Here is an 18,226-nt window from a genome sequence, read left to right on the forward strand (position 1 = left end):
TACCAACACCGGTGCAAACAAAACCGAATTTGCTCGAAGAACCACCCGCATCCAAACAACTGTCCACGCTAAAGAATAAGACTAAAGCAACTGCACTTGTTACGAAGAAAATGGCACAGATGAGCTTTTTCATATAGACAGCCTTAACGCCCAATTAAGTAGCCCGAAACGCTACTGCCAACTTCCCGCACAACACCGTAATCACCAAACTCAACGCAAAACAAAAGTGCCACGCGTTGAGGGTCTGCTTGAATTGTTTGTTATGTGCCGGGGTCATTATTTACTCCGATCTTCTATTTCGTCGAACGATTCCACCGAAATTCGTTCAGCGATTTCACGCATTTTCTGCATTTTTTCAGGATTACTATTTTCCCAAAATAACTCCCAATCTTGTCGAGAGCGCCACTTAGCAATCGTTAGTACCTTTTCAGGTTTATCAAAGGAATGAAGCATGAAACTGCCGAGAGCACCCTCGACTGTATGATGAATAGAGTCAGTTGTAGAACTCCAAACCTTTTGAAAATCGTCCATTTTATTAGTTGGCACTCGCCACTCATATATGACTCTAAACATATGATTTCCTTGTAATATAACTAATGTAGACGTTGAAAACTATTAGGCACATAACGCTTCGCTAAACGGCGAGCGATAGCGAGTCCGGTGGAGGCCGCGCTTTTTGCGGCCGGAACGGATTTGAGCGACTTGTTAGCTACCCAACACACTTGATATCCAGTCAAGATAACTTGACACTCTCACTTGATAAGCAGTAGTACCATACAGACCAGCTTTAAAAGTAGAGATTTCGCCATGCCCCAATTGCCAACTTGATAAACCTACTAGAAATGGAGTGCCTTCTTTAAATATAACGGAGGCCCCTCCACTATCTCCTGAGCCATGCATACCTTCGAGTGCTAATGCTTTTTCTGGTTCATCGAATGTGAATGTTATCCAGTTGCCTTCTGCGCTTTCAACAATATTTTGAAAGTGGTGCAGTACACGAAGAGACTTTGTATTAAGGTCCTCGCCTGCTAACCCGTTACCTGTCGCACCGCGACCATATACCGTAATTATCTCGCCGACTTCATTTTCACCCGTATATATGCTGATTGGTTTTACATCGTTAACAGGTGAGGTTAATTTAATTAGAGCAATATCACTTCTTGACTTAAAAAAGCTCATTAAAGGTGCTAAATCACCCTCCAATAGATGTTTGCCTGGCTCGATGTAATCAGGGTGCACATGAACCATTTCAATCTGGTAGGTCTGTGAGCCGATTATTAAATGTTTACCAACATAATCATAAAAAATAGTATGTGCGACCGTCAAAACCCATTGCGGGTCGATTAGAACGCCATGCCCCTCATGCGGCATATCAATAAGGTATTCAGGGGCATTTTCTACAACATAATTTTCGGGAGGAACATCATGCCTTTTTATAACAGCATTGGCGCCGAGAGAAAATAATATCAAGAAAAAGAAAGGCCAAATTTTCATATTGCATCCATGTTCATTGAAGGGTAGCTAACGACCAAAGCAGCGGCGCTTTAAGCGTCCGCTGCCTTTGCTTGTTAGATGACTTCTAGCTTTCCATTTCTTTTGCCATTTTATTGATCTGGCGAGAAAGTTTACGAAGGAATTTTGGATCAGTAGGGACTTCTATTCTTGCATAAGATTTATCGGCATCCTCACCTGCATATTGTATATATACATTCGAGTGATCATATGTCATATGAATTCCACTGGGCTCAATCAATATTTTTTCTTTGTTATAACTAAAAACTTCAACTGAAAAGTCGTCGGGTAGTTTAACAAAAAATGGTTTTTGAAATTTCACAGTTTATACCTATGTAAAGGGGTCTTGCTTGAGTTACATCTAACGCAAAGCTTTGGGGCGGCTGGAGCGCAGCGTAAGCCGTCCCAGCCACGATAGTGGCGACAATAGCGCCTTGTTATACATTTACTGCACCACCGAATTAAACACAATTGAAAGACTGCTAAGAATTGCTGTAGAAAAAGCCACAAATTGCATGCGTTTTTTAAATTTAGCTGGCTCTATGGCATAACGTTGAGTCCGTTGTGCGCTTAACATAAACAGCAGTGCTGACATCATTAGTAATGCAGGCGACAAGAATGGTGCTTTACCAAACAGGACAATAATTGCAGATGAAGCAACAGCAAGCCCAATCGAGAACCAGATAGCTGCAACGACAATATTTTGATTTGGCTCAGCAGAAAACACTTTAAACTCTCCTAAATGTATAACGCTTTGCTCACCGGAAAATTGGGAGCGTAGCGAGTAATTTTTCCGCGTGCAGCAACTTGTTACATGCTAGAAGCGAATTATGTCTATGTTTGCTTTTTTAGCATGATACTTTCTGTGGCATTCAGGACATTTCGTTGCCATGGTGTGATAGTTAGCAGGACCTCCCTCGCTATAGTAAAGCAGGTGATGCCCATGAGCATCTTTGTAAACACCACCACAGCGTAAACACATATAGCCTTCTCGTTCTTTAACTTCTTTCTGAGCTTTGACATGACCCGGCGGTCTTTTCTTACTCATCATCCGCCTCTTTATTTTCTAAAAGCTGAAGTACCTTATGAGGAAGTGATCTCTCATCGCCAATAACTATCGTTCCACGGGCATTTGGAGCAATTTTCCGCTTCGCCTTCATAACTGCCGCGGCTATTTCATGTAGACTTTCTTCATCTGTGTTGTCAATCGCAATGATCATGCGATCTCGTCCACCTACAATAGACTTTTCTTCACTCGGGCCATTTGGACAAGACCTAGCATTATGCCCAGTTTTACCACACTTAGAACATGCCATAACGACCGCCTTAAAATGTAATTACTTTTGGCGGATTACTACCTTTAGATCCTTTCTTTTCCTTTTCTACCTTTTTGCTGATATGAATCTCACCGTCACCTTTCGTTATTTTCCATGTTTTATTGCTCAGTCGAGGATAGCCATTTTCATCTATATCTAGAATAAAGAACTCCGCACTCCCATCTTTATGTCTTACTAGTATTCTGTTCTCCCAAAGGCCTATAATCTCATCGCCTTCTTTGAGGATCTTAATTTCAACTTCAACTTCATTTGCCATAACTCAACCTCGACTGGTTATTTTAATTTGATGCATGTAACGCCGCGTTAAGGGGTGAGCAACGCAACTGCCAACTCACCGCATTGCACTGAAAACTAATAAAATCAAAGCATAACGAAAGTGCTACGCGTTGCGAATCCCTCTTGAACGCTTTGTTAACTGGCCGATCCCAAATGCCAAAATTACCCATTTTTTAAGCTGCCTGTGCAGCAGTGAACGGTAATAACGATACGATACACTTTCAAATCACTTTCTAAGCTGCCTGTGCAGCAGTGAACGGTAATAACGATACGATACACTTTCAAATCACTTTCTAAGCTGCCTGTGCGGCAGTGAACTATGAAACTGTATCAGTAACCTATTGTTAATAAAAGTAATTACATCAAATTTCTCAAAATAACCTTTTATTTTCAACTCGATTTATTATTAATATAAATCAATGACTTAAAATTCAACAAAAAAAGATGGGTAATTTTATTGCCAGTTAACGCTTCAATCAGCCGACACGTTAGTGGTCGGTTGTATTGATTTGTTAGCCACCATTTGCTGCATCGATACCTTCATTTCCCTCATCAAAGTGTGAGGATAATTATCATAATCATTTGATGCAGTCAGTATGAACAAGTCAATGTCCGGGTAATAGTGGAAAGTTGTAAAGGAGTAGCCATTCGAGCCATCGTGCCAAATACTTGGAAACTCTTCAGGTGGGTTTGAAATAACCCAGCCGTAACCGTAGTAATGGATTTCACTAGGGTCTTCTGCAATGTGTGGATGAAGCATTTGTGACCACGACTCTTTACTTAAAATCTGTCCTGAACGAAGAACCTGGTACCACGCATGCATGTCTTGAGCAGTAGATAGAAAGTACCCGGAGCCTTCACCCCAGCGCCTACCGGTTTTTTCACGTAGGTGTTGCAACGGATCGCCCACACTTCGACTTGCCGCCTCTATCCTAAACAGCCATTGAAACCAGTTTTGGTCAGCGCCGTAATTTATCGCAAGTCGTTCTTGCGGTACATCTAATAACAGACGATACCCTGTTTCTGTTAATCCCGCCGGCAACAGGATATGTTGCTGAATGTAAGTCTCCCAATCTTGACCTGAGGCAATTTCAATCAGCTGAGCCAACAAGCTAAAGCCAATATTCGAATAATGATAGGCTTCGCCTGGGGTGGAGACTAACTTCAGTTTAAGTACTTGAGCGATATAAGCGTCAATGTCTACAATTTCATATCCCCTTAGGCGTGGTGGGTTTACCGGCAATCCAGATGAGTTGCTTAGTAAATGATGGATCGTAATATTCTTCTTATCAACAGGCACATTGGGAAAGAAGTTATTGATGGTATCGGAGAGGGATAGCTTCCCTTGCTCTACCAGCAACATAATGGCCGTTGCGGTAAATTGTTTGGTCACTGAGCCAATATCAAAAACGGTGTGCTCATCAAAAGCGCGTTGATTTTCTCTGTCTGCCAAACCAAAGCTTTGATGAAAAATAATGGCATCTGAGTTTGCAACAAGCACCGTTCCGGAAAACGCGGATTGCTTGAGCTTTTGCTCCCAATGCTGCAAAGACTCTGCCGCCGCCAGCGGTAAAGCTACTAGTAGCGTCAATATACCGGCAAAAGCCATGCGAAATTTAAGTCTTACCCAAGTTGTTTTCACAATTACCTATCCTTGTATTGGCTAACGCCCGGCTCACCAGCGGCCAAGCCGGAGCTGTTTTTGTGTTAAAGTGTAGCGCAGCGAAACCACAAAAACTGCGTAGGTTTGGACGTCTGCGTGGAGCCGATTGTTATGTATTTTCTTCTTCAAGGTCTGCCAAGTCTTCTTCGGTAACCCAGTCGGCAGTTTCTGGAAGCACCTCCTGAGCAAGCCACGCGAAAATATCGCTATATTCAGCTTTAGCAGGAAAGCCTTCAACTTCTCTCTTTCCGGCCCAAGTTAAGTGCACGGATACGACTTCCTTTTGTATTTCTCCGTTCACCAACTTGAAGCCTGCCACATCATCACAGTCTTGCCGCCTTGCAAACGGATAAAAATCTTCACCAGTTTCCTTTTGATACTCAATTCTCAAACCTTCCTGTCCAAGATCTTCGATAAACCACCAAGGAAGAAAGCCTTTAAATCCATGCGCTTTTAACCAGCGATATTCGATTGGTAGCTTCATGTGATTATTTTCCAATTGATGCATAACGCGTTGCTAATGGGCTGCCGCAGCGCAGCGTAGGCAGTCCCGTGGAGGCCACGCCGTTTGTGGCCGGAACGAAATTTAGCAAATTGTTAGGCATTTTTTGAACCATACACTTTTGGTTGGCCAACTGAAAAAGACGCTTTTTGGATTAAGCCGCTCGCTATTTCATAAACACACAGCATTTCAATCTCGCCTCTGCCCTCTGGAAAGTTACGAGTAATCACTTCGTGATCGACTACGATATTTTCCATAGCAATGCGACTTAAAAGACGAGCATTTAAATCTGGTTCCTCAAATCGGACAGCTATGCGTTTGCGCATTTCTTCATGACCGGTAGCCAGACATTCACCGTGTAAGTTGAACTGTTTGGCGTCGTCAGCATAAGTGCTGAGCCAACCGTCTAAATCCTTAGCGTTGTATGCGTCCAACTGACGTTGAACCAAAGCTACATTATCATCCATTCGATTTGACTCCGATGTCTATGCTGCATGCCTAACGCAAAGCACATGGGTGACGACCGCATCGCGGTTGGCATCCCAGCGACCGAAGGGAGCGAATGATGCGCCTTGTTAGCTTTGATTGCGTTTAAATACATAATACTGTTTAAAAAAATATAGATATACACCAAGCGCCACTGCTAATAGCAAGAAATACAGATTGCCAAAGACAAAGCTATTTACTGCCACAATTGACGAAATGAAAATCGCCCAGAAAAGTTTACGTGGCTTTGAATATTCTACCTTTACAAAATATCCTTTCTTGAACGCCAACATTTGTATGACAAGAAGTGCAACTATTACTACCAATACAAAAAATTGTGCGTTTAAAAACGAAAAATTATCCATTTACTCTACACTCCCTAAAAAGCTAACGCCACCAGCAGGGGCAGGAAAAGCGCGTAGCGTTTTGACTGTCCCTCTGGCTGGTTTTGTTATGCCATGTATTAAGGAACAAGATCTTCTTCATTAGGCATAGCCCTATCAATGATGCTCTGATGTATAAGTTCCTTTAGAAGCTCCGCAGAGGCCTCAACTGACTGCTTAATGTCACCTTTAACTTTTGCACCATGCACGGCAGATGATCTTGAGTTATAAAGTTTTTTTACCAACTCAAATTTTTGTTTTCTAGTATCGGCATTATCTGGGTGAAGAAAGCGAGCTATGCAAAGGCTTAATCGAAATCTAATTTCAGTGCTTGCACCGAACATTCCCTCTATTCCAGCCCAAAGCACTGCCATTTTTATTCTTGGCATAGAGTGCCAACGGTAAGATGCTAAGCAATGAACTGCTGTTTGAAATTTTTCTTTATCTAGTAGAGCTCTGGCATCGCTGAAATGCGTATTAATCCAAGACACTTCCTCATCGCTCAATTTCTTTGGAGATGCTTGAGTTAAACCTTGAAAGTGAAGATTCGTAGCTCTCAGATTTGTTTGAGAAGATATTGAACTTGCTTCAGTGTCGGACTGAAGATTAAAGCTTACTTCTGTATGGAAAATCGCACTAAGAAGCAAGGCGTCCCAAGATGAATTCCAGGCATGAGCTGCCAGTTCTTTTGGTGTGGAGGCAACGATTTCAAATTGAGCTGTAATCCGCGGTATAAAAGCTGCAACAACTGCTATATCATCAGGCCGAGAGCAAATGGATACAGCAGTATTAAAATCAAGGTGCGACGTATTCGCAGGAATGAGCTTCACGTTTTCAGATAGACTAATATCTGTAGGAACCTCAATTCCACTAAGCAATATATAAGTTTTATCTCCGGCTCCAACAATCTGCATAGTCGTCCTTAGGCATAACGCCGCCAGCACGCGCGGCTTTGTAGTGAAGGCGAAGCCGCAACGAAAAAGACGTCGCCGTGCCTGGCCTTGTTAAATTTTCACCCTATAACGGTAGGTGGCAAATAGATGGTAAATTCATTTATTGGCTCTATTAACACGCTATAAGGGGCGCTTTGCTCTAGTTCTTTAACTATACCCAAATCAGACAAAAGCCTGAAATTAGCCGACTTTAGTTTGGCTGGTTTAACCTCCAGCTCTTTGTGCCACACCCGATATGTACCTAGCTTGTTGTCTCTTCGATAATAAAAGCCAGCAAGAGGGTGTGTAAGATAAACTAATGCTGACTCAACATCAGGGAATCCAGGAAAATCTAGTTCGTCAGATTCTGATTGTATCAATTCAACTGAAGCCTCAGCCCAACTGGATGATGTTTCCATCCGGTACTTTTCATACAATCCGGTTGATTCGTTCAGGGAGCAATCAAAGCTTATCCTTCCTGCATGCCATGGCAAATTCCATAGGTATCTAGGAACCATCAAAGTCCACGAATCAAGCGTTGTGCCAAGGAACCATACGCAACGCTCACCAGTTTCAGTATCGATTATATAAATACGATAGTTTGTTTGCCCCATTGTGAATTTCGGGAAGGGGAACACGGCTGAAGTGAAATCAACATCAATAAAAGGCACTACTGATATTAACCCCATATCTTGGCCGTCTATTTCTACAACATCGAGTCGAAATCGGTCTGGGAATATCCCTTTGAACCTATCCGCTGGAACAGCGTAGGTTATGATAGCGAAATGCTTCAGACCACAGAGCACGTCTATACCCTTCGGCTTCGGCCTCTGTACCAGATAGTCTTCTAGCTTCCTCGACTCTTGCACGATGTTTCCTTGAAATTTAACGCCACACATATGGGGCGGCTGAAACGTAGCGAGGAACGAGCGTAGTGTAAGCCGTCCCAGCCACGCAGTGGCGACATAATGTGATTGTTAGGTTTACTTGTGACGATGGCATTAGAATCCCGCCTCCCAGAGCGGAAGGGCCTGATTTGATTTTCGCCGTAGGCCAAGCAACGGAGCTATGTCGATGGACCACCGCCGACATAAAATTACTAGCTTCACGATTGCTTCATCGGTAACAGGCTCCGAAATTTCAATTTTCAACAGAGTTCCTTGCCCCTGAACGTGCTCAAAACCAGGAAGACCATAAATACAGGAAAAGAACAGGTCTTCGTCCTCCTGAGCGTAAAACATTGGTCCTTCGATAATGATTTCCACGACCTATTCCTTACCTAACGCCCGCCACAAACGCGAGCAACTTGTTGCGAGTCGAGCGCCCAACGGGCGCGTTTTTGATGGCGATTGTTATATGACAATTCGCTCAATACCATCATCGAAGCTGGCTACTCTTGCCTTTACAATTTCCGTTATTGCCGGAAATATTGTGAAATCACCATTTAAAACCTGCTCACCATGTTCTTTTAACAACGTAGCCAACAGCGGCAATTGCGCTATTTGGTTAAGAGTAGAGATGCTCTCTGTTGCTGGATATTCACCAGTTTTAGCTTTCACTAAATCGTAGAGATCGAAATTCTGGAAGCCTATACAACTACCAACTGCAACTCGGGCGTTCTCCCCCCAATTTATCCCTTCAACGATAACTTGAACAGTATCGCTTTTGTAACAAACAATAAATTGTTCGCTTTCTTGGTCGCTCGAGGCATTTTTTAGGCGGAAATCGTTTTCCAGAAACCTAAACTCTAGTAGGACGGCATCCCGAAAATTCTCATTACTTGGTAGCATACTGGCGAACCTAGTTTGTCATATAACGCTTAGCACACGGGCGACGACCGCAACGCGGGTGGCGTCCCAGCGACCGAAGGGAGCGAATGGTGCGCATTGTTAGCGGCGACAAACACACAACCTACGCGGCACTGCCGCCAAGCGATGCCGAACAACGGCAACCCTGTGCAAAATTAAAAACGTAACCAGCCAAGTGCGATACAGCGAAATGACTGGAACTTAAAAACCTATTGCAAGCGGAGCAAAAGTGCCAAAAGGAACAACGCTACCGCACCATCAGAGATTGCACCTTGCCAACAAACTGGTGAGCCCGACGGAATAAATTAACAACTAAGATACAACTTAACGCAAGCAATGCCGAAAAGTAAAACAGATTTTGAAACCACAACCTCTCGACAGCCGGCTAACGCCCGCCACAAACGCGAGCAACTTGTTGCGAGTCGAGCGCCCAAAGGGCGCGTTTTTGATGGCGATTGTTAGGAAACAACCCACCTAAGCCCAATAGTTTTTTGTACTGCGGCCCCCAGAGCGCCAACAAAAAGAATGTTGATGTGCATATCTTTTTCGGCCTCATAAAAATATCGCCAATCAACAAAAGCCTTTTTCGCATTTTCTAACTGAACGTCAAAATCAGGGAAACTCTTTGAGGTTTCTGCTTTTATTTGAGAATAAATGTCCGGAGGTAATTTTGCTAAGAGTACAGCTAAATCATGCTCACGTTTTGGTTCTATACCACATTGTCTTAGGATCGCTTTTAGTCCAATTTCAACAGATTGTGATGCGCATATTAAAGCTGGAATACCTAAACTGACATCAGTTAAAAGATCAAAATCCCTTGATGGGGTATTCCAACAACGTTCAAAAGCTGCTTGAAGCTGGCTTGCATGTATCTGGGCTAAATGTAACCTTAAATCTTGCATATGATTTCCTAACGCCCAAATTTAGCGCGGAAAGCCGCGCAGCGGGTTGACGTCGCAGCCAGCGCTTTTTGCTGGCGATAATATTTGCTTGTTATGTGACGATTGCAAAAGCAAGCACCACAAAACAGATTAATAAAGCCCACGGAAATGGCGATGCCCACCAACTTAAGCTTTTTGAACTTGAAGCTTTGGCACTCTCCCGCCAACGCTCTTTTGTTTCCTCTGTGTATTTATACCTTGCTCTAAGTTGAGGCCCAGGAAAAAGAAAATAGCCTACACCAAAAAAAATCGCATACCAGCCGGATGTTGCAAACGATGGAAGTAAACTCAGCGTCAAAACACCAACGGAGATAAATACAAACCCTATAATTACTTCAATTCTTGTCGGTAGTTTCATCTTATCGAGTCACATAACGCTCGGCTCACCGAGCAAATTTTTGATGGCGGCTTTTGTGCATCTTTTTGCACAAAAAGTGACAGCGGAAATTTGTCCGGTGCAGCCGCTTGTTAGAGCTTTTTTCTAGCCCATGAATTAATGTTTGAAATTGATATCACACCTACCAAAAACAATATGGCATAAGAGGTTAAACCAAAAAACTGGAGATTGGTCAATGTATCAGGTTCTACCCATTTCCATATTATTGGAATTGCAAATAAAAGACCTGACGCAAGACGATAAATGCCCAAAGTGCTATCACCAACTTCACCGATATATATGATTTTTTGCTTCGCTTCTCTTTGCTTATCAGGACTAAACCGATAACCGTATAGCCAACAAAAAGAAGTTAACAATAGGTGCAGCAAGAAAAATGATAAGAAATAGTAGAACAAATAATTTGGTACCGTAGCGCCAGACACAAACTCTTTGAGCTTGTCAAAGCCTTCATTGTGCTGAATTAGCAATGCAGGAATACAGCCTGTCATAGTCACTAATATAATTTCTTTTATGGTTATGTTCATGAATTATTATGCTCTAACGCATTGCTCACCGGAAAATGACGAGCGCCAGCGAGTTATTTTTCCGGTGCAGTAACTTGTTAGCAGCAAACACCAAACTTTCGCGGCTTTGCCGCCATTCGATGCTTACCGAAGCTACTGCACCCACAAATTAAAAACCTAACCAGCCAAGTGCGATACAGCGAAAAGGCTGGAACCTTAAAACTTGCTGCAAGCGGAGCAAATGAACCAAAGGAACAACGCTACCGCCCACGCCGCCAGCGACTAACCTACGAACTGGCGGGCTTTACGTTTTGGCTTTGCCGCTAAGAAAACCAGACGCGAGCAAAGCCAGAATTAAAACACGTACTAACCTTTACATTTTGAAAGCTGCTAACGCATTGCTCACCGGAAAATTGGGAGCGCCAGCGAGTAATTTTCCGGTGAGCAATGCGTTAGCAGCAAACACCTCACTTTCGCGGCTTTGCCGCCACGCGATGCTGACCGAAACCACTGCACTCATAAATTAAAAACCTTACCAGCCAAGTGCGATACAACGACATAACTGGAACCTTAAAACTTGCAACAAGCGGAGCCAATAAGCCAAAGGAACAACGCTACCGCTCTCGCCGCCAGCAACTACCCCACAAACTGGCGGGCTTAACCTTTTGGCTTACCCGCTTAAAAAACGAAACGCGAGCAATGCCATTACAAAAAACCGTTACGCCCCTAAACACCCCGAAAGCTGCTAACGCACACATATGCGGCGGCTGAAATGTAGCGAGGAACGAGCGAAACGTAAGCCGTCCGAGCCACGTAGTGGCGACATAATGTGCTTGTTAGATGCGCACTCTGCCTCAACCACCATACGACTCAATCCGCTTGACTCGACTGCATTTCGTCGACGTAAACTCGATGATGTGGCAAAAGCGCTGCTTACCTTTGCCGCGTTCGGAAAAGCCATTCACAGCACCGACTTTTCCGTGGGACATTACGTGATCTATGGTCAAGGCAGCCGGTTTATCCAAGCCACTAAGAGTATTAAGAATTTTCTCCGCCGTAGTCGTTATGCTGCCGGTATAACCCCATACAGCTTCATAATCAAGGATAGAGGAAACAAACTCAGCGTCACGCCGTTCTAACGCGATACCTATGTCTTCCACCATCTTGTTTTTGGGTGAATTACCACAATCCGCACTTCGATTCAATTTTGTCATCTGTGCTGCTCCGATCAGCATTTAACGCTTTACTCACCAGAAAATGACGAGCGCGAGCGAGTTATTTTTCCGGTGCAGTAATTTGTTAGCTCATTGCACGACATAATGCTGAAGGTCATGCTTTGAATTTTCATATTTGTCGACTTTCCCTTTCGTAAGAAATGGGATTTCTCCGCCATCAATTTTTAAAATTAATTCAGGTTCTAAGTTTGGAAGAGAGTCCTTAACACGCCTAATATCTCGACCAAGAAGCCCTATAATTGGGAGCTCATCTCCCTTCGATAAATGTTTAACTTTCTCTTTGATAATGCATACAAAACCTGGGAGTTCCGTTATTAGCGTTTCAATTTTTCCTTGAACCTCTTGTTCGAGGATATACACGCTAGATAACAAATGTTCCACAATTTTAAGTGCGACGGAAAGTTGTTCAGATTTTGGTTTTTTTATTTCATGCGCAGCATCATTCCCCATGAACCTAATGCCATGAAGCCGTTCAGCATCTCTTCTTGAGATGTATCCAGCAGCTGCCAACTTTGATATGCGAGCCTCTAAGTTTCTGCCGCTAATGTTTAGATCATTGCATACAGCTTCAACTGTCCCCCTAAGCCCTAAACCAGCGAGAATTAGTGCATCTTCTTGGAGCGCTAGTAATACTTCTTTATAAATTCTGCCTACCAAGCTGGGCAAATAGTAGTCACCATTCAGGCTGCGATGCCCGTTTATAAACCTTGGATAGACCGTAATTGTTGTTGGAACCTCCCATTCATCCTCAGAAACTTGATAAGCGTGCTCAACCTCTTCGAAAACATCTCTAAATGACTTTGTATCACACCCAAGGCATTCGACGATTTGGTAAGCCTGATCAAAGTCATAATCCCCCCGAGAGGATTCAGTTTTTTCAGCCAGTACACTGTGGTTTGTCACTTGCTCACAGTTTCTGCAATAACTTCTGATTTTTGTCATTTTTAGAACCTTATTCGAGGATATGCGACAAAATAGCTAACGCTCAAAGCAAGCGCGCGGTACGCGTCGCTTTGACTTTGTTTGTTAAGTGTTTTTGTATAACTTTGACCATGAATTCCACTCGTCCTCGTTCCTTAAATACACTAACAAAGATAGATGCTCCATTTCTTCGGGATATGGAACGGCTAGCATTTCTTCCTTATAACTCCGATGATTCTTGGGGTAATTTGAGAGCAGATTGGTAAGTGCAACACTCGCGACTTCTTTAGCATCGGCACTTGGCTCACCATCGAAAATAAAGCGTGCAACTAAGTCTTCTCCGTCGGGAGATAGTTCGAAAGATACTGCCCTAAATGATGGCGCCACCTCACCAAGTAGCGCACTTTGGGCATGTAGCATTAACTTAATTTCGTGCTCTGATCTCATAGACACTTAACGCCCGCAGCACGCGCGGCTTTGCAATGGAGGCGCCGCCGCAATGAAAAAGCCGTCGCTGTGCCTGCGATTGTTATGCATTGCTAGATCACCCACGAAAGGCACCAGCCCGTAGCCAGAGCTAACGGCGGCAACCCAATCGCAAGCTGGGCCTTTGATGTTCGGAAGACTCGACCAGCAAGCGACAGAATAATCGTGGCCAACCATAAAAATGCGAAGCCATAGAAAGCGATACCGGCGAAAGCACTAAAGCGACGCCAAGCTTCTACATCCCCGATACCGGATTTATCCATTACTTGATCCGCTTGCCATGCGAGCCCCAGGAATCCCGCGATCAATAGCAGTTGAACCAGTAATGAGATACTTAAAGCTCTATTCATGTACGGCCTGCATAACGCTGCCAACACGCGCAGCTTTTTAGTAAGGCGAAGCCGCAACGAAAAAGTTGTCGCTGTGCTTGGCATTGTTAGCTGGTGAACTCATACATGGACCTTCATCATTCGTGCATCTGATGCGATTAGATCGTATCTCTCTACGAACTGATCAATCTTAGCTCGATCTTTATCATATGTGTCGCACCACCTGCCACAGGCATGTCCAAACTCTACTATCAAGTGTTGTAGATTGAAGTAGCCCATGGTCTCACTGCTTCGCGGTGCATCTAAAGGTGACCCACCGACATAAGCAACAAGCCGCCTGATTTCTCCTTTCTTAACCTTTCTTGAGTCGAGGTTACTCATATGAAGCAATGAGTTCCGTTGCTCCCAAAGCTCTTCAGGGGTAACTCCGATAGGACCGAGGTTCGCATACCGGTACAGCCAGGCCACAAATGGATTGCGCTCTCCATCGCCGAATTCGACGTAAGCGACAGAATCGATCGCAACTACTAAAAGCTTGGTAGCTGAAACATAATGCTCTGCGCGGAAAAGAATGCGAATTGGCTCAAAAAAGTCTGCATTCAGTAGCCCAGTGAAGTCGAAGCCTTCGTCTGTAAAAAAGGTACCTATGTAGTCGATGGCCATACTTTCATCCAGCTAACGCCCGCAGCACGCGCGGCTTTGTAGTGAAGGCGAAGCCGCAACGGAAAAGCCGTCGCAGTGCCTGTGATTGTTAGCTTGTGTGGGCCAGCAACTTACGCCCCAAATTTGTGGGATACCAGCGTAACTTGCCCTCACTATTCCGTGTTTGCTCAAGTAAACCCTTAGCAATAAGTTCCGAGTATGTCCGATTGACAGTGGCCCTGTTTAGGCCTGTTTCCTTCGAGACACCTGTAACGGAGCGCATAGCAAAACGGCTTTCAATAATTGCAGATAAGACTTTTTGCTCGGTTTGGGTCAGCTGAACGGAATCTTCAGGTTGATCGCCTTCCTCATTGTCATCACCTTCATCCAGCTTACTCTCGACTGCTTCCGCAACTTTTTCTAGCCTTTCAATCTCAACACCTCCAGCCTTAATCCGCTTTATATTTCGAAGCATGGCTGGGAGTTCCTTTTTAAATATTGCGGCCACTATAACAATAGAAACGGGCCAACTTAGCGCTTTTATTGCCTCAGCCCAAAACGTCAACCAATCCATAGGCTCTCCTGAAAGCTAACGCCCGCAGCACGGGCAAAATTGTAGCGCAGCGGAATTTTGTCCCAGTGCCTGCGTTTGTTAAGCATGCGGATTACCTGTCAGCTCATAGCGTTCGATGTAATGCTCTGGACTATGAGCTGTGCCGGTTTGTATTAATTTCGCCGTATCGCGCTCCACTATAACGGGCGCACTTCCAGCCAAGGCATATTGTGTGTCCTGGGTTTCGATCCATTTTTTGGATGTGTAAAAAAACACCCAGCCCCAGTGCTTTTCAATAGTTGCACTATGGACGAGTACAATCTCATCATCAGTGGGTAACCATTCATGTGGGCCACATACCTGCCTGGATACCAACTCTTCAGCTTGCTCTCTAGTGATCATGGCTATGACTGCTTAACAGCTTAGTAGTTTGGAAAATCCCTTCTTTCCCCGCGGGATTTTCCCTTCTATCTTTTTTCGATTTCATCAATCTAGCGAACTACCTGCGCCAAATCAACAACTTCATAACGAAGGTGTAAATTTTTTTTGCAAAAAGCAGGGATATCCCCTGCAAGCGACTTGCTTACAATAAATTTACTGACCACTGTTTATTTATACATGCTTGTTTTTGAGGTTCGTGCAATGGCTTCACCATTTCTTGATCACGTAGCAGAGTTTATGACGGTTCGTCGTTATGCCAGGCGAACGGTGGATACTTACATTTATTGGATCCGCTTTTACATCCTGTTTAGTAAAAAACAGCACCCTGCCAAGCTGGGTGATGCTGATGTCGAGCTGTTTTTAAACTATTTAGCCAATCAGCGCCATGTAGCGCCTCGTACACAGGCAACGGCTTTAAATGCACTTAGTTTTTTGTACAGCAAGGTACTGCAAAAGCCACTGTCGCTTAACCTTCAGTTTAACCGCTCTCAGGTGAGCCCTAAGCTTCCGGTGGTGCTAACCCGGCCTGAGGTTGCTGCACTTTTACGATTGATCGATCCAAAGTACAAATTAATTGCGCAACTGATGTATGGCAGTGGTTTGCGTTTAATGGAAGCTGTTCGGCTGCGGGTGCAGGACATTGATTACGATTACCTGTCGGTGATGGTCTGGCAGGGGAAAGGCAACAAAAACCGCCGGGTTACACTTGCGCCCGAATTGGTTACAAGCTTGAAGCAACAAACTCAGCATGTGATGCAGTATTTTCAGGCAGATCTGGCGAACCCTGTGTATGCCGGGGTCTGGCTTCCCTTTGCACTAGCACGCAAAAACCCGAGCGCTCCCAAGCAGCTAGGCTGGCATTACTTGTTTCCGTCGATAGAACTCAGCCTGGATCCAGAATCAAAAAGCATTCGTCGGCATCATCTGGATGAATCCTGTGTACGGCGTGAAATCAAAATCGCCGCCCGCAAAGCGGAAATTCGTAAAAATGTCACCTGCCACACCCTACGCCATTCATTCGCCACCCACTTGCTAGAATCCGGTGCCGATATCCGTACCGTGCAAGAGCAGCTGGGCCATACCGATGTACGCACCACTCAAATTTATACCCATGTGCTCAATCGTGGTGCCAGCGGCGTGAAAAGCCCGTTGTCGCAGTTGCTGTAGCTTAAAACAGCCAAAGTTCGCTATAATTCAGCCACTGAAGTTAGAGGAATAAGCATGCAGCCATCGGTCAAAAAGGTTACGCCACTTGAAAACTTCCAGCTTTCTGTCGAGTTTTCCAATGGCGAGCATGGTACCTTGGATATGCAACCCTACCTTGACTTTGGTGTGTTCAAACGTCTTAACGAGCTTGGCGCATTTCAGCAAGTATTCGTATCCTTTGACACCATCGAATGGCAGTGTGGTGTCGATCTTGATCCGGAATTTGTCTATAGCAAGTGCCAACGGACGGATGCTCAGCCAAAGCTGACTGCAAACAGCTGATCTTTTTATAACTCAAAAAGGCGCCGTAGCGCCTTTAGTTATTTGAATGCTCTGTTTTAAAAACAATCCCCAGGCACCCGCACCCAGCCTTCCATCAGCACCCGGGCGCTTCGACTCATGCTGGCTTTGGTCACCACCCAATCACCGTTTTGCTGCTCGGCTGCGGCCCCTACCCTAAGCGTCCCGGAGGGATGGCCAAAGCGCACTGCATCGAGCTTACCGCCCCCGGCAGCCAGGTTGACCAAAGTGCCTGGTATCGCAGCGGCCGTGCCAATGGCAACAGCCGCGGTGCCCATCATGGCATGGTGCAGTTTGCCCATAGAAAGCGCCCGTACTAGCAAATCGATATCCGCAGCTGCTACCGCCTTGCCACTGGATGCGCTGTAGCTTTTTGGCGGCGCAACAAAGGCAATTTTCGGCGTATGCTGGCGGCTGGCGGCTTCGGCTATATCGCTGATAAGCCCCATCTGCCGTGCGCCATAAGCCCGAATGGTTTCAAAGCGCTGTAATATTTCAGCGCTGCCATTAATGGCATCTTGCAACTCGGTGCCATCAAAGCCCAGATCGGCGGCATTTAAAAAGATGGTCGGGATGCCGGCGTTGATAAAGGTGGCGGGGAAACTGCCTACCCCGGGGACGTCCAACGTATCAACCAGATTGCCAGTTGGGAACATAGCGCCGGTGGCATCGGCCGGATCCATAAAGTCGATCACCACTTCTGCCGCCGGAAAGGTCACCCCATCGAGTTCAAAGTCGCCGGTTTCCTGCACCTCACCGTTGGTGATTGGCACATGGGCAATAATGGTTTTGCCAATATTGGCTTGCCAAATCCGCACCGTGCACAGACCATTGTGCGGAATACGGCTGGCATCGACCAAGCCATTGCTGATGGCAAAAGAGCCAACCGCTGCCGTTAAGTTGCCGCAGTTGCCGCTCCAGTCGACAAAGGCCTTGTCGATGGCGACCTGACCAAACAGATAATCGACATCATGCTCCGGCTGGCTGCTTTTGCTTAAAATCACCGTTTTGCTGGTGCTGGAGGTGGCCCCACCCATGCCATCGGTGTGTTTGCCGTACGGGTCCGGGCTGCCAATCACGCGCAGCAGCAGTGCATCCCGCGCCGGGCCAGGCACCCTCGCCTGCTCTGGCAAATCGTCCAGCTTAAAAAATACCCCTTTCGAGGTTCCGCCACGCATATAGGTGGCTGGTATACGGATCTGTGGTTGAAACATGGTTGTCTCCATAAAACTGAACTACCGGGCGGAACCTCAGCGGTAGAGGGAACTAGCGCCACGCATGTAGGTGGCTGGAATTTTAATTTGTGGCGCTGTCATCATTTGTACTCACAGTTGATCTAACGAAACACTGGACTGTTCACGTAGGTTGGAATG

At 45.2% G+C, this 18,226-nt stretch carries 28 protein-coding genes; 3 read left to right on the forward strand and 25 right to left on the reverse strand.

Annotation, left to right across the window (positions count from 1 at the left end; genetic code table 11):
- Positions 1-276: 276 nt before the first annotated feature.
- From ABC502_RS09975 to ABC502_RS10020, 10 genes are all read right to left on the reverse strand, one after another.
- Positions 277-573: an antibiotic biosynthesis monooxygenase gene (locus ABC502_RS09975; RefSeq protein WP_345915790.1), complete on the reverse strand. Its 297-nt coding sequence runs from the start codon at positions 571-573 to the stop codon at positions 277-279.
- 132 nt (positions 574-705) lie between these two features.
- Positions 706-1,494: a trypsin-like serine protease gene (locus ABC502_RS09980; RefSeq protein WP_345915791.1), complete on the reverse strand. Its 789-nt coding sequence runs from the start codon at positions 1,492-1,494 to the stop codon at positions 706-708.
- 85 nt (positions 1,495-1,579) lie between these two features.
- Positions 1,580-1,834 carry a hypothetical protein gene (locus ABC502_RS09985; RefSeq protein WP_345915792.1) on the reverse strand — a complete coding sequence of 85 codons (255 nt, stop codon included), beginning with the start codon at positions 1,832-1,834 and terminating at the stop codon, positions 1,580-1,582.
- 123 nt (positions 1,835-1,957) lie between these two features.
- Positions 1,958-2,239 carry a hypothetical protein gene (locus ABC502_RS09990; protein ID WP_345915793.1) on the reverse strand — a complete coding sequence of 94 codons (282 nt, stop codon included), beginning with the start codon at positions 2,237-2,239 and terminating at the stop codon, positions 1,958-1,960.
- 90 nt (positions 2,240-2,329) lie between these two features.
- Positions 2,330-2,563 carry an HNH endonuclease gene (locus ABC502_RS09995; RefSeq protein ID WP_345915794.1) on the reverse strand — a complete coding sequence of 78 codons (234 nt, stop codon included), beginning with the start codon at positions 2,561-2,563 and terminating at the stop codon, positions 2,330-2,332.
- The gene (locus tag ABC502_RS10000; RefSeq protein ID WP_345915795.1) at positions 2,553-2,828 is read right to left on the reverse strand and encodes a C2HC-type zinc finger protein; all 276 of its coding nucleotides are present in this window, start codon (positions 2,826-2,828) and stop codon (positions 2,553-2,555) included. Before ABC502_RS10000 ends, ABC502_RS09995 begins: the two co-directional genes overlap by 11 nt.
- A gap of 10 nt (positions 2,829-2,838) precedes the next feature.
- Positions 2,839-3,105: a hypothetical protein gene (locus tag ABC502_RS10005; RefSeq protein WP_119701426.1), complete on the reverse strand. Its 267-nt coding sequence runs from the start codon at positions 3,103-3,105 to the stop codon at positions 2,839-2,841.
- A gap of 492 nt (positions 3,106-3,597) precedes the next feature.
- The gene (locus ABC502_RS10010; RefSeq protein WP_345915796.1) at positions 3,598-4,767 is read right to left on the reverse strand and encodes a serine hydrolase domain-containing protein; all 1,170 of its coding nucleotides are present in this window, start codon (positions 4,765-4,767) and stop codon (positions 3,598-3,600) included.
- Between the two features lie 130 nt (positions 4,768-4,897).
- Positions 4,898-5,296, reverse strand: a complete 399-nt coding sequence (locus ABC502_RS10015; protein WP_345915797.1) for a hypothetical protein — start codon at positions 5,294-5,296, stop codon at positions 4,898-4,900.
- A gap of 89 nt (positions 5,297-5,385) precedes the next feature.
- A complete protein-coding gene (locus tag ABC502_RS10020) occupies positions 5,386-5,757 on the reverse strand; it encodes a nuclear transport factor 2 family protein (RefSeq protein ID WP_345915798.1) in 372 nt (123 codons plus the stop codon).
- Between the two features lie 196 nt (positions 5,758-5,953).
- Between ABC502_RS10020 and ABC502_RS10025 the strand changes: the two genes are divergently transcribed.
- Positions 5,954-6,265, forward strand: a complete 312-nt coding sequence (locus tag ABC502_RS10025) for a hypothetical protein (protein WP_345915799.1) — start codon at positions 5,954-5,956, stop codon at positions 6,263-6,265.
- On the opposite strand, the gene ABC502_RS10030 is transcribed toward ABC502_RS10025, so the two are convergent.
- From ABC502_RS10030 to ABC502_RS10095, 14 genes are all read right to left on the reverse strand, one after another.
- Positions 6,240-7,073, reverse strand: a complete 834-nt coding sequence (locus ABC502_RS10030; protein ID WP_345915800.1) for a hypothetical protein — start codon at positions 7,071-7,073, stop codon at positions 6,240-6,242. The genes ABC502_RS10025 and ABC502_RS10030 overlap by 26 nt on opposite strands.
- Before the next feature lie 98 nt (positions 7,074-7,171).
- Positions 7,172-7,960 (reverse strand): DUF2071 domain-containing protein, encoded by a 789-nt coding sequence (locus ABC502_RS10035; RefSeq protein WP_345915801.1) that lies wholly within the window; start codon positions 7,958-7,960, stop codon positions 7,172-7,174.
- A 132-nt stretch (positions 7,961-8,092) separates the two neighbouring features.
- A complete protein-coding gene (locus ABC502_RS10040; RefSeq protein ID WP_345915802.1) occupies positions 8,093-8,356 on the reverse strand; it encodes a hypothetical protein in 264 nt (87 codons plus the stop codon).
- An 87-nt stretch (positions 8,357-8,443) separates the two neighbouring features.
- Entirely contained in the window at positions 8,444-8,881 is a 438-nt protein-coding gene (locus ABC502_RS10045; protein ID WP_345915803.1) for a hypothetical protein, read from the reverse strand.
- A gap of 476 nt (positions 8,882-9,357) precedes the next feature.
- The gene (locus tag ABC502_RS10050) at positions 9,358-9,801 is read right to left on the reverse strand and encodes a HEPN domain-containing protein (protein ID WP_345915804.1); all 444 of its coding nucleotides are present in this window, start codon (positions 9,799-9,801) and stop codon (positions 9,358-9,360) included.
- A 91-nt stretch (positions 9,802-9,892) separates the two neighbouring features.
- On the reverse strand, positions 9,893-10,198 hold the full coding sequence (locus ABC502_RS10055; protein ID WP_345915805.1) for a hypothetical protein: 306 nt from the start codon (positions 10,196-10,198) through the stop codon (positions 9,893-9,895).
- 110 nt (positions 10,199-10,308) lie between these two features.
- Positions 10,309-10,761 (reverse strand): hypothetical protein, encoded by a 453-nt coding sequence (locus tag ABC502_RS10060; protein WP_345915806.1) that lies wholly within the window; start codon positions 10,759-10,761, stop codon positions 10,309-10,311.
- Positions 10,762-11,113: 352 nt separating this feature from the next.
- Positions 11,114-11,260, reverse strand: a complete 147-nt coding sequence (locus ABC502_RS10065; protein ID WP_345915807.1) for a hypothetical protein — start codon at positions 11,258-11,260, stop codon at positions 11,114-11,116.
- A 334-nt stretch (positions 11,261-11,594) separates the two neighbouring features.
- Complete coding sequence (locus tag ABC502_RS10070; protein WP_345915808.1) at positions 11,595-11,954, reverse strand: hypothetical protein; 360 nt, start codon at positions 11,952-11,954, stop codon at positions 11,595-11,597.
- 90 nt (positions 11,955-12,044) lie between these two features.
- A complete protein-coding gene (locus ABC502_RS10075) occupies positions 12,045-12,917 on the reverse strand; it encodes a DUF4145 domain-containing protein (protein WP_345915809.1) in 873 nt (290 codons plus the stop codon).
- Between the two features lie 518 nt (positions 12,918-13,435).
- The gene (locus ABC502_RS10080) at positions 13,436-13,732 is read right to left on the reverse strand and encodes a hypothetical protein (protein ID WP_345915810.1); all 297 of its coding nucleotides are present in this window, start codon (positions 13,730-13,732) and stop codon (positions 13,436-13,438) included.
- Positions 13,733-13,831: 99 nt separating this feature from the next.
- On the reverse strand, positions 13,832-14,374 hold the full coding sequence (locus ABC502_RS10085; RefSeq protein WP_345915811.1) for a hypothetical protein: 543 nt from the start codon (positions 14,372-14,374) through the stop codon (positions 13,832-13,834).
- Between the two features lie 88 nt (positions 14,375-14,462).
- Positions 14,463-14,927 (reverse strand): hypothetical protein, encoded by a 465-nt coding sequence (locus ABC502_RS10090; protein WP_345915812.1) that lies wholly within the window; start codon positions 14,925-14,927, stop codon positions 14,463-14,465.
- 78 nt (positions 14,928-15,005) lie between these two features.
- Positions 15,006-15,308 carry a YrhB domain-containing protein gene (locus ABC502_RS10095; protein WP_345915813.1) on the reverse strand — a complete coding sequence of 101 codons (303 nt, stop codon included), beginning with the start codon at positions 15,306-15,308 and terminating at the stop codon, positions 15,006-15,008.
- A gap of 240 nt (positions 15,309-15,548) precedes the next feature.
- On the opposite strand from ABC502_RS10095, the gene ABC502_RS10100 reads away from it, so the two are divergent.
- Both ABC502_RS10100 and ABC502_RS10105 read left to right on the forward strand, forming a co-directional pair.
- Positions 15,549-16,514, forward strand: a complete 966-nt coding sequence (locus tag ABC502_RS10100; protein WP_345915814.1) for an integron integrase — start codon at positions 15,549-15,551, stop codon at positions 16,512-16,514.
- Positions 16,515-16,568: 54 nt separating this feature from the next.
- Positions 16,569-16,835 (forward strand): DUF2442 domain-containing protein, encoded by a 267-nt coding sequence (locus ABC502_RS10105; RefSeq protein WP_345915815.1) that lies wholly within the window; start codon positions 16,569-16,571, stop codon positions 16,833-16,835.
- Positions 16,836-16,891: 56 nt separating this feature from the next.
- Here the strand turns inward: ABC502_RS10105 and prpF are convergent, their stop codons facing one another.
- Positions 16,892-18,067, reverse strand: a complete 1,176-nt coding sequence (prpF, locus tag ABC502_RS10110) for a 2-methylaconitate cis-trans isomerase PrpF (RefSeq protein ID WP_345915816.1) — start codon at positions 18,065-18,067, stop codon at positions 16,892-16,894.
- Between the last annotated feature and the right edge of the window lie 159 nt (positions 18,068-18,226).

Origin of the sequence: Alkalimonas sp. NCh-2, from assembly GCF_039631345.1 — a bacterium.
Taxonomy (GTDB): domain Bacteria; phylum Pseudomonadota; class Gammaproteobacteria; order Enterobacterales; family Alteromonadaceae; genus Alkalimonas; species Alkalimonas mucilaginosa.

Excerpts from the sequence above, each read along its gene's own strand:
- ABC502_RS09975 (WP_345915790.1), bottom strand. The coding sequence starts at position 573 with ATGTTTAGAGTCATATATGAGTGGCGAGTGCCAACTAATAAAATGGAC.
- ABC502_RS09980 (WP_345915791.1), bottom strand. The coding sequence starts at position 1,494 with ATGAAAATTTGGCCTTTCTTTTTCTTGATATTATTTTCTCTCGGCGCC.
- ABC502_RS09995 (WP_345915794.1), bottom strand. The coding sequence starts at position 2,563 with ATGATGAGTAAGAAAAGACCGCCGGGTCATGTCAAAGCTCAGAAAGAA.
- ABC502_RS10000 (WP_345915795.1), bottom strand. The coding sequence starts at position 2,828 with ATGGCATGTTCTAAGTGTGGTAAAACTGGGCATAATGCTAGGTCTTGT.
- ABC502_RS10005 (WP_119701426.1), bottom strand. The coding sequence starts at position 3,105 with ATGGCAAATGAAGTTGAAGTTGAAATTAAGATCCTCAAAGAAGGCGAT.
- ABC502_RS10015 (WP_345915797.1), bottom strand. The coding sequence starts at position 5,296 with ATGCATCAATTGGAAAATAATCACATGAAGCTACCAATCGAATATCGC.
- ABC502_RS10020 (WP_345915798.1), bottom strand. The coding sequence starts at position 5,757 with ATGGATGATAATGTAGCTTTGGTTCAACGTCAGTTGGACGCATACAAC.
- ABC502_RS10030 (WP_345915800.1), bottom strand. The coding sequence starts at position 7,073 with ATGCAGATTGTTGGAGCCGGAGATAAAACTTATATATTGCTTAGTGGA.
- ABC502_RS10045 (WP_345915803.1), bottom strand. The coding sequence starts at position 8,881 with ATGCTACCAAGTAATGAGAATTTTCGGGATGCCGTCCTACTAGAGTTT.
- ABC502_RS10050 (WP_345915804.1), bottom strand. The coding sequence starts at position 9,801 with ATGCAAGATTTAAGGTTACATTTAGCCCAGATACATGCAAGCCAGCTT.
- ABC502_RS10055 (WP_345915805.1), bottom strand. The coding sequence starts at position 10,198 with ATGAAACTACCGACAAGAATTGAAGTAATTATAGGGTTTGTATTTATC.
- ABC502_RS10060 (WP_345915806.1), bottom strand. The coding sequence starts at position 10,761 with ATGAACATAACCATAAAAGAAATTATATTAGTGACTATGACAGGCTGT.
- ABC502_RS10065 (WP_345915807.1), bottom strand. The coding sequence starts at position 11,260 with ATGAGTGCAGTGGTTTCGGTCAGCATCGCGTGGCGGCAAAGCCGCGAA.
- ABC502_RS10070 (WP_345915808.1), bottom strand. The coding sequence starts at position 11,954 with ATGACAAAATTGAATCGAAGTGCGGATTGTGGTAATTCACCCAAAAAC.
- ABC502_RS10075 (WP_345915809.1), bottom strand. The coding sequence starts at position 12,917 with ATGACAAAAATCAGAAGTTATTGCAGAAACTGTGAGCAAGTGACAAAC.
- ABC502_RS10080 (WP_345915810.1), bottom strand. The coding sequence starts at position 13,732 with ATGAATAGAGCTTTAAGTATCTCATTACTGGTTCAACTGCTATTGATC.
- ABC502_RS10085 (WP_345915811.1), bottom strand. The coding sequence starts at position 14,374 with ATGGCCATCGACTACATAGGTACCTTTTTTACAGACGAAGGCTTCGAC.
- ABC502_RS10090 (WP_345915812.1), bottom strand. The coding sequence starts at position 14,927 with ATGGATTGGTTGACGTTTTGGGCTGAGGCAATAAAAGCGCTAAGTTGG.
- ABC502_RS10095 (WP_345915813.1), bottom strand. The coding sequence starts at position 15,308 with ATGATCACTAGAGAGCAAGCTGAAGAGTTGGTATCCAGGCAGGTATGT.
- ABC502_RS10100 (WP_345915814.1), top strand. The coding sequence starts at position 15,549 with ATGGCTTCACCATTTCTTGATCACGTAGCAGAGTTTATGACGGTTCGT.
- ABC502_RS10105 (WP_345915815.1), top strand. The coding sequence starts at position 16,569 with ATGCAGCCATCGGTCAAAAAGGTTACGCCACTTGAAAACTTCCAGCTT.
- prpF (WP_345915816.1), bottom strand. The coding sequence starts at position 18,067 with ATGTTTCAACCACAGATCCGTATACCAGCCACCTATATGCGTGGCGGA.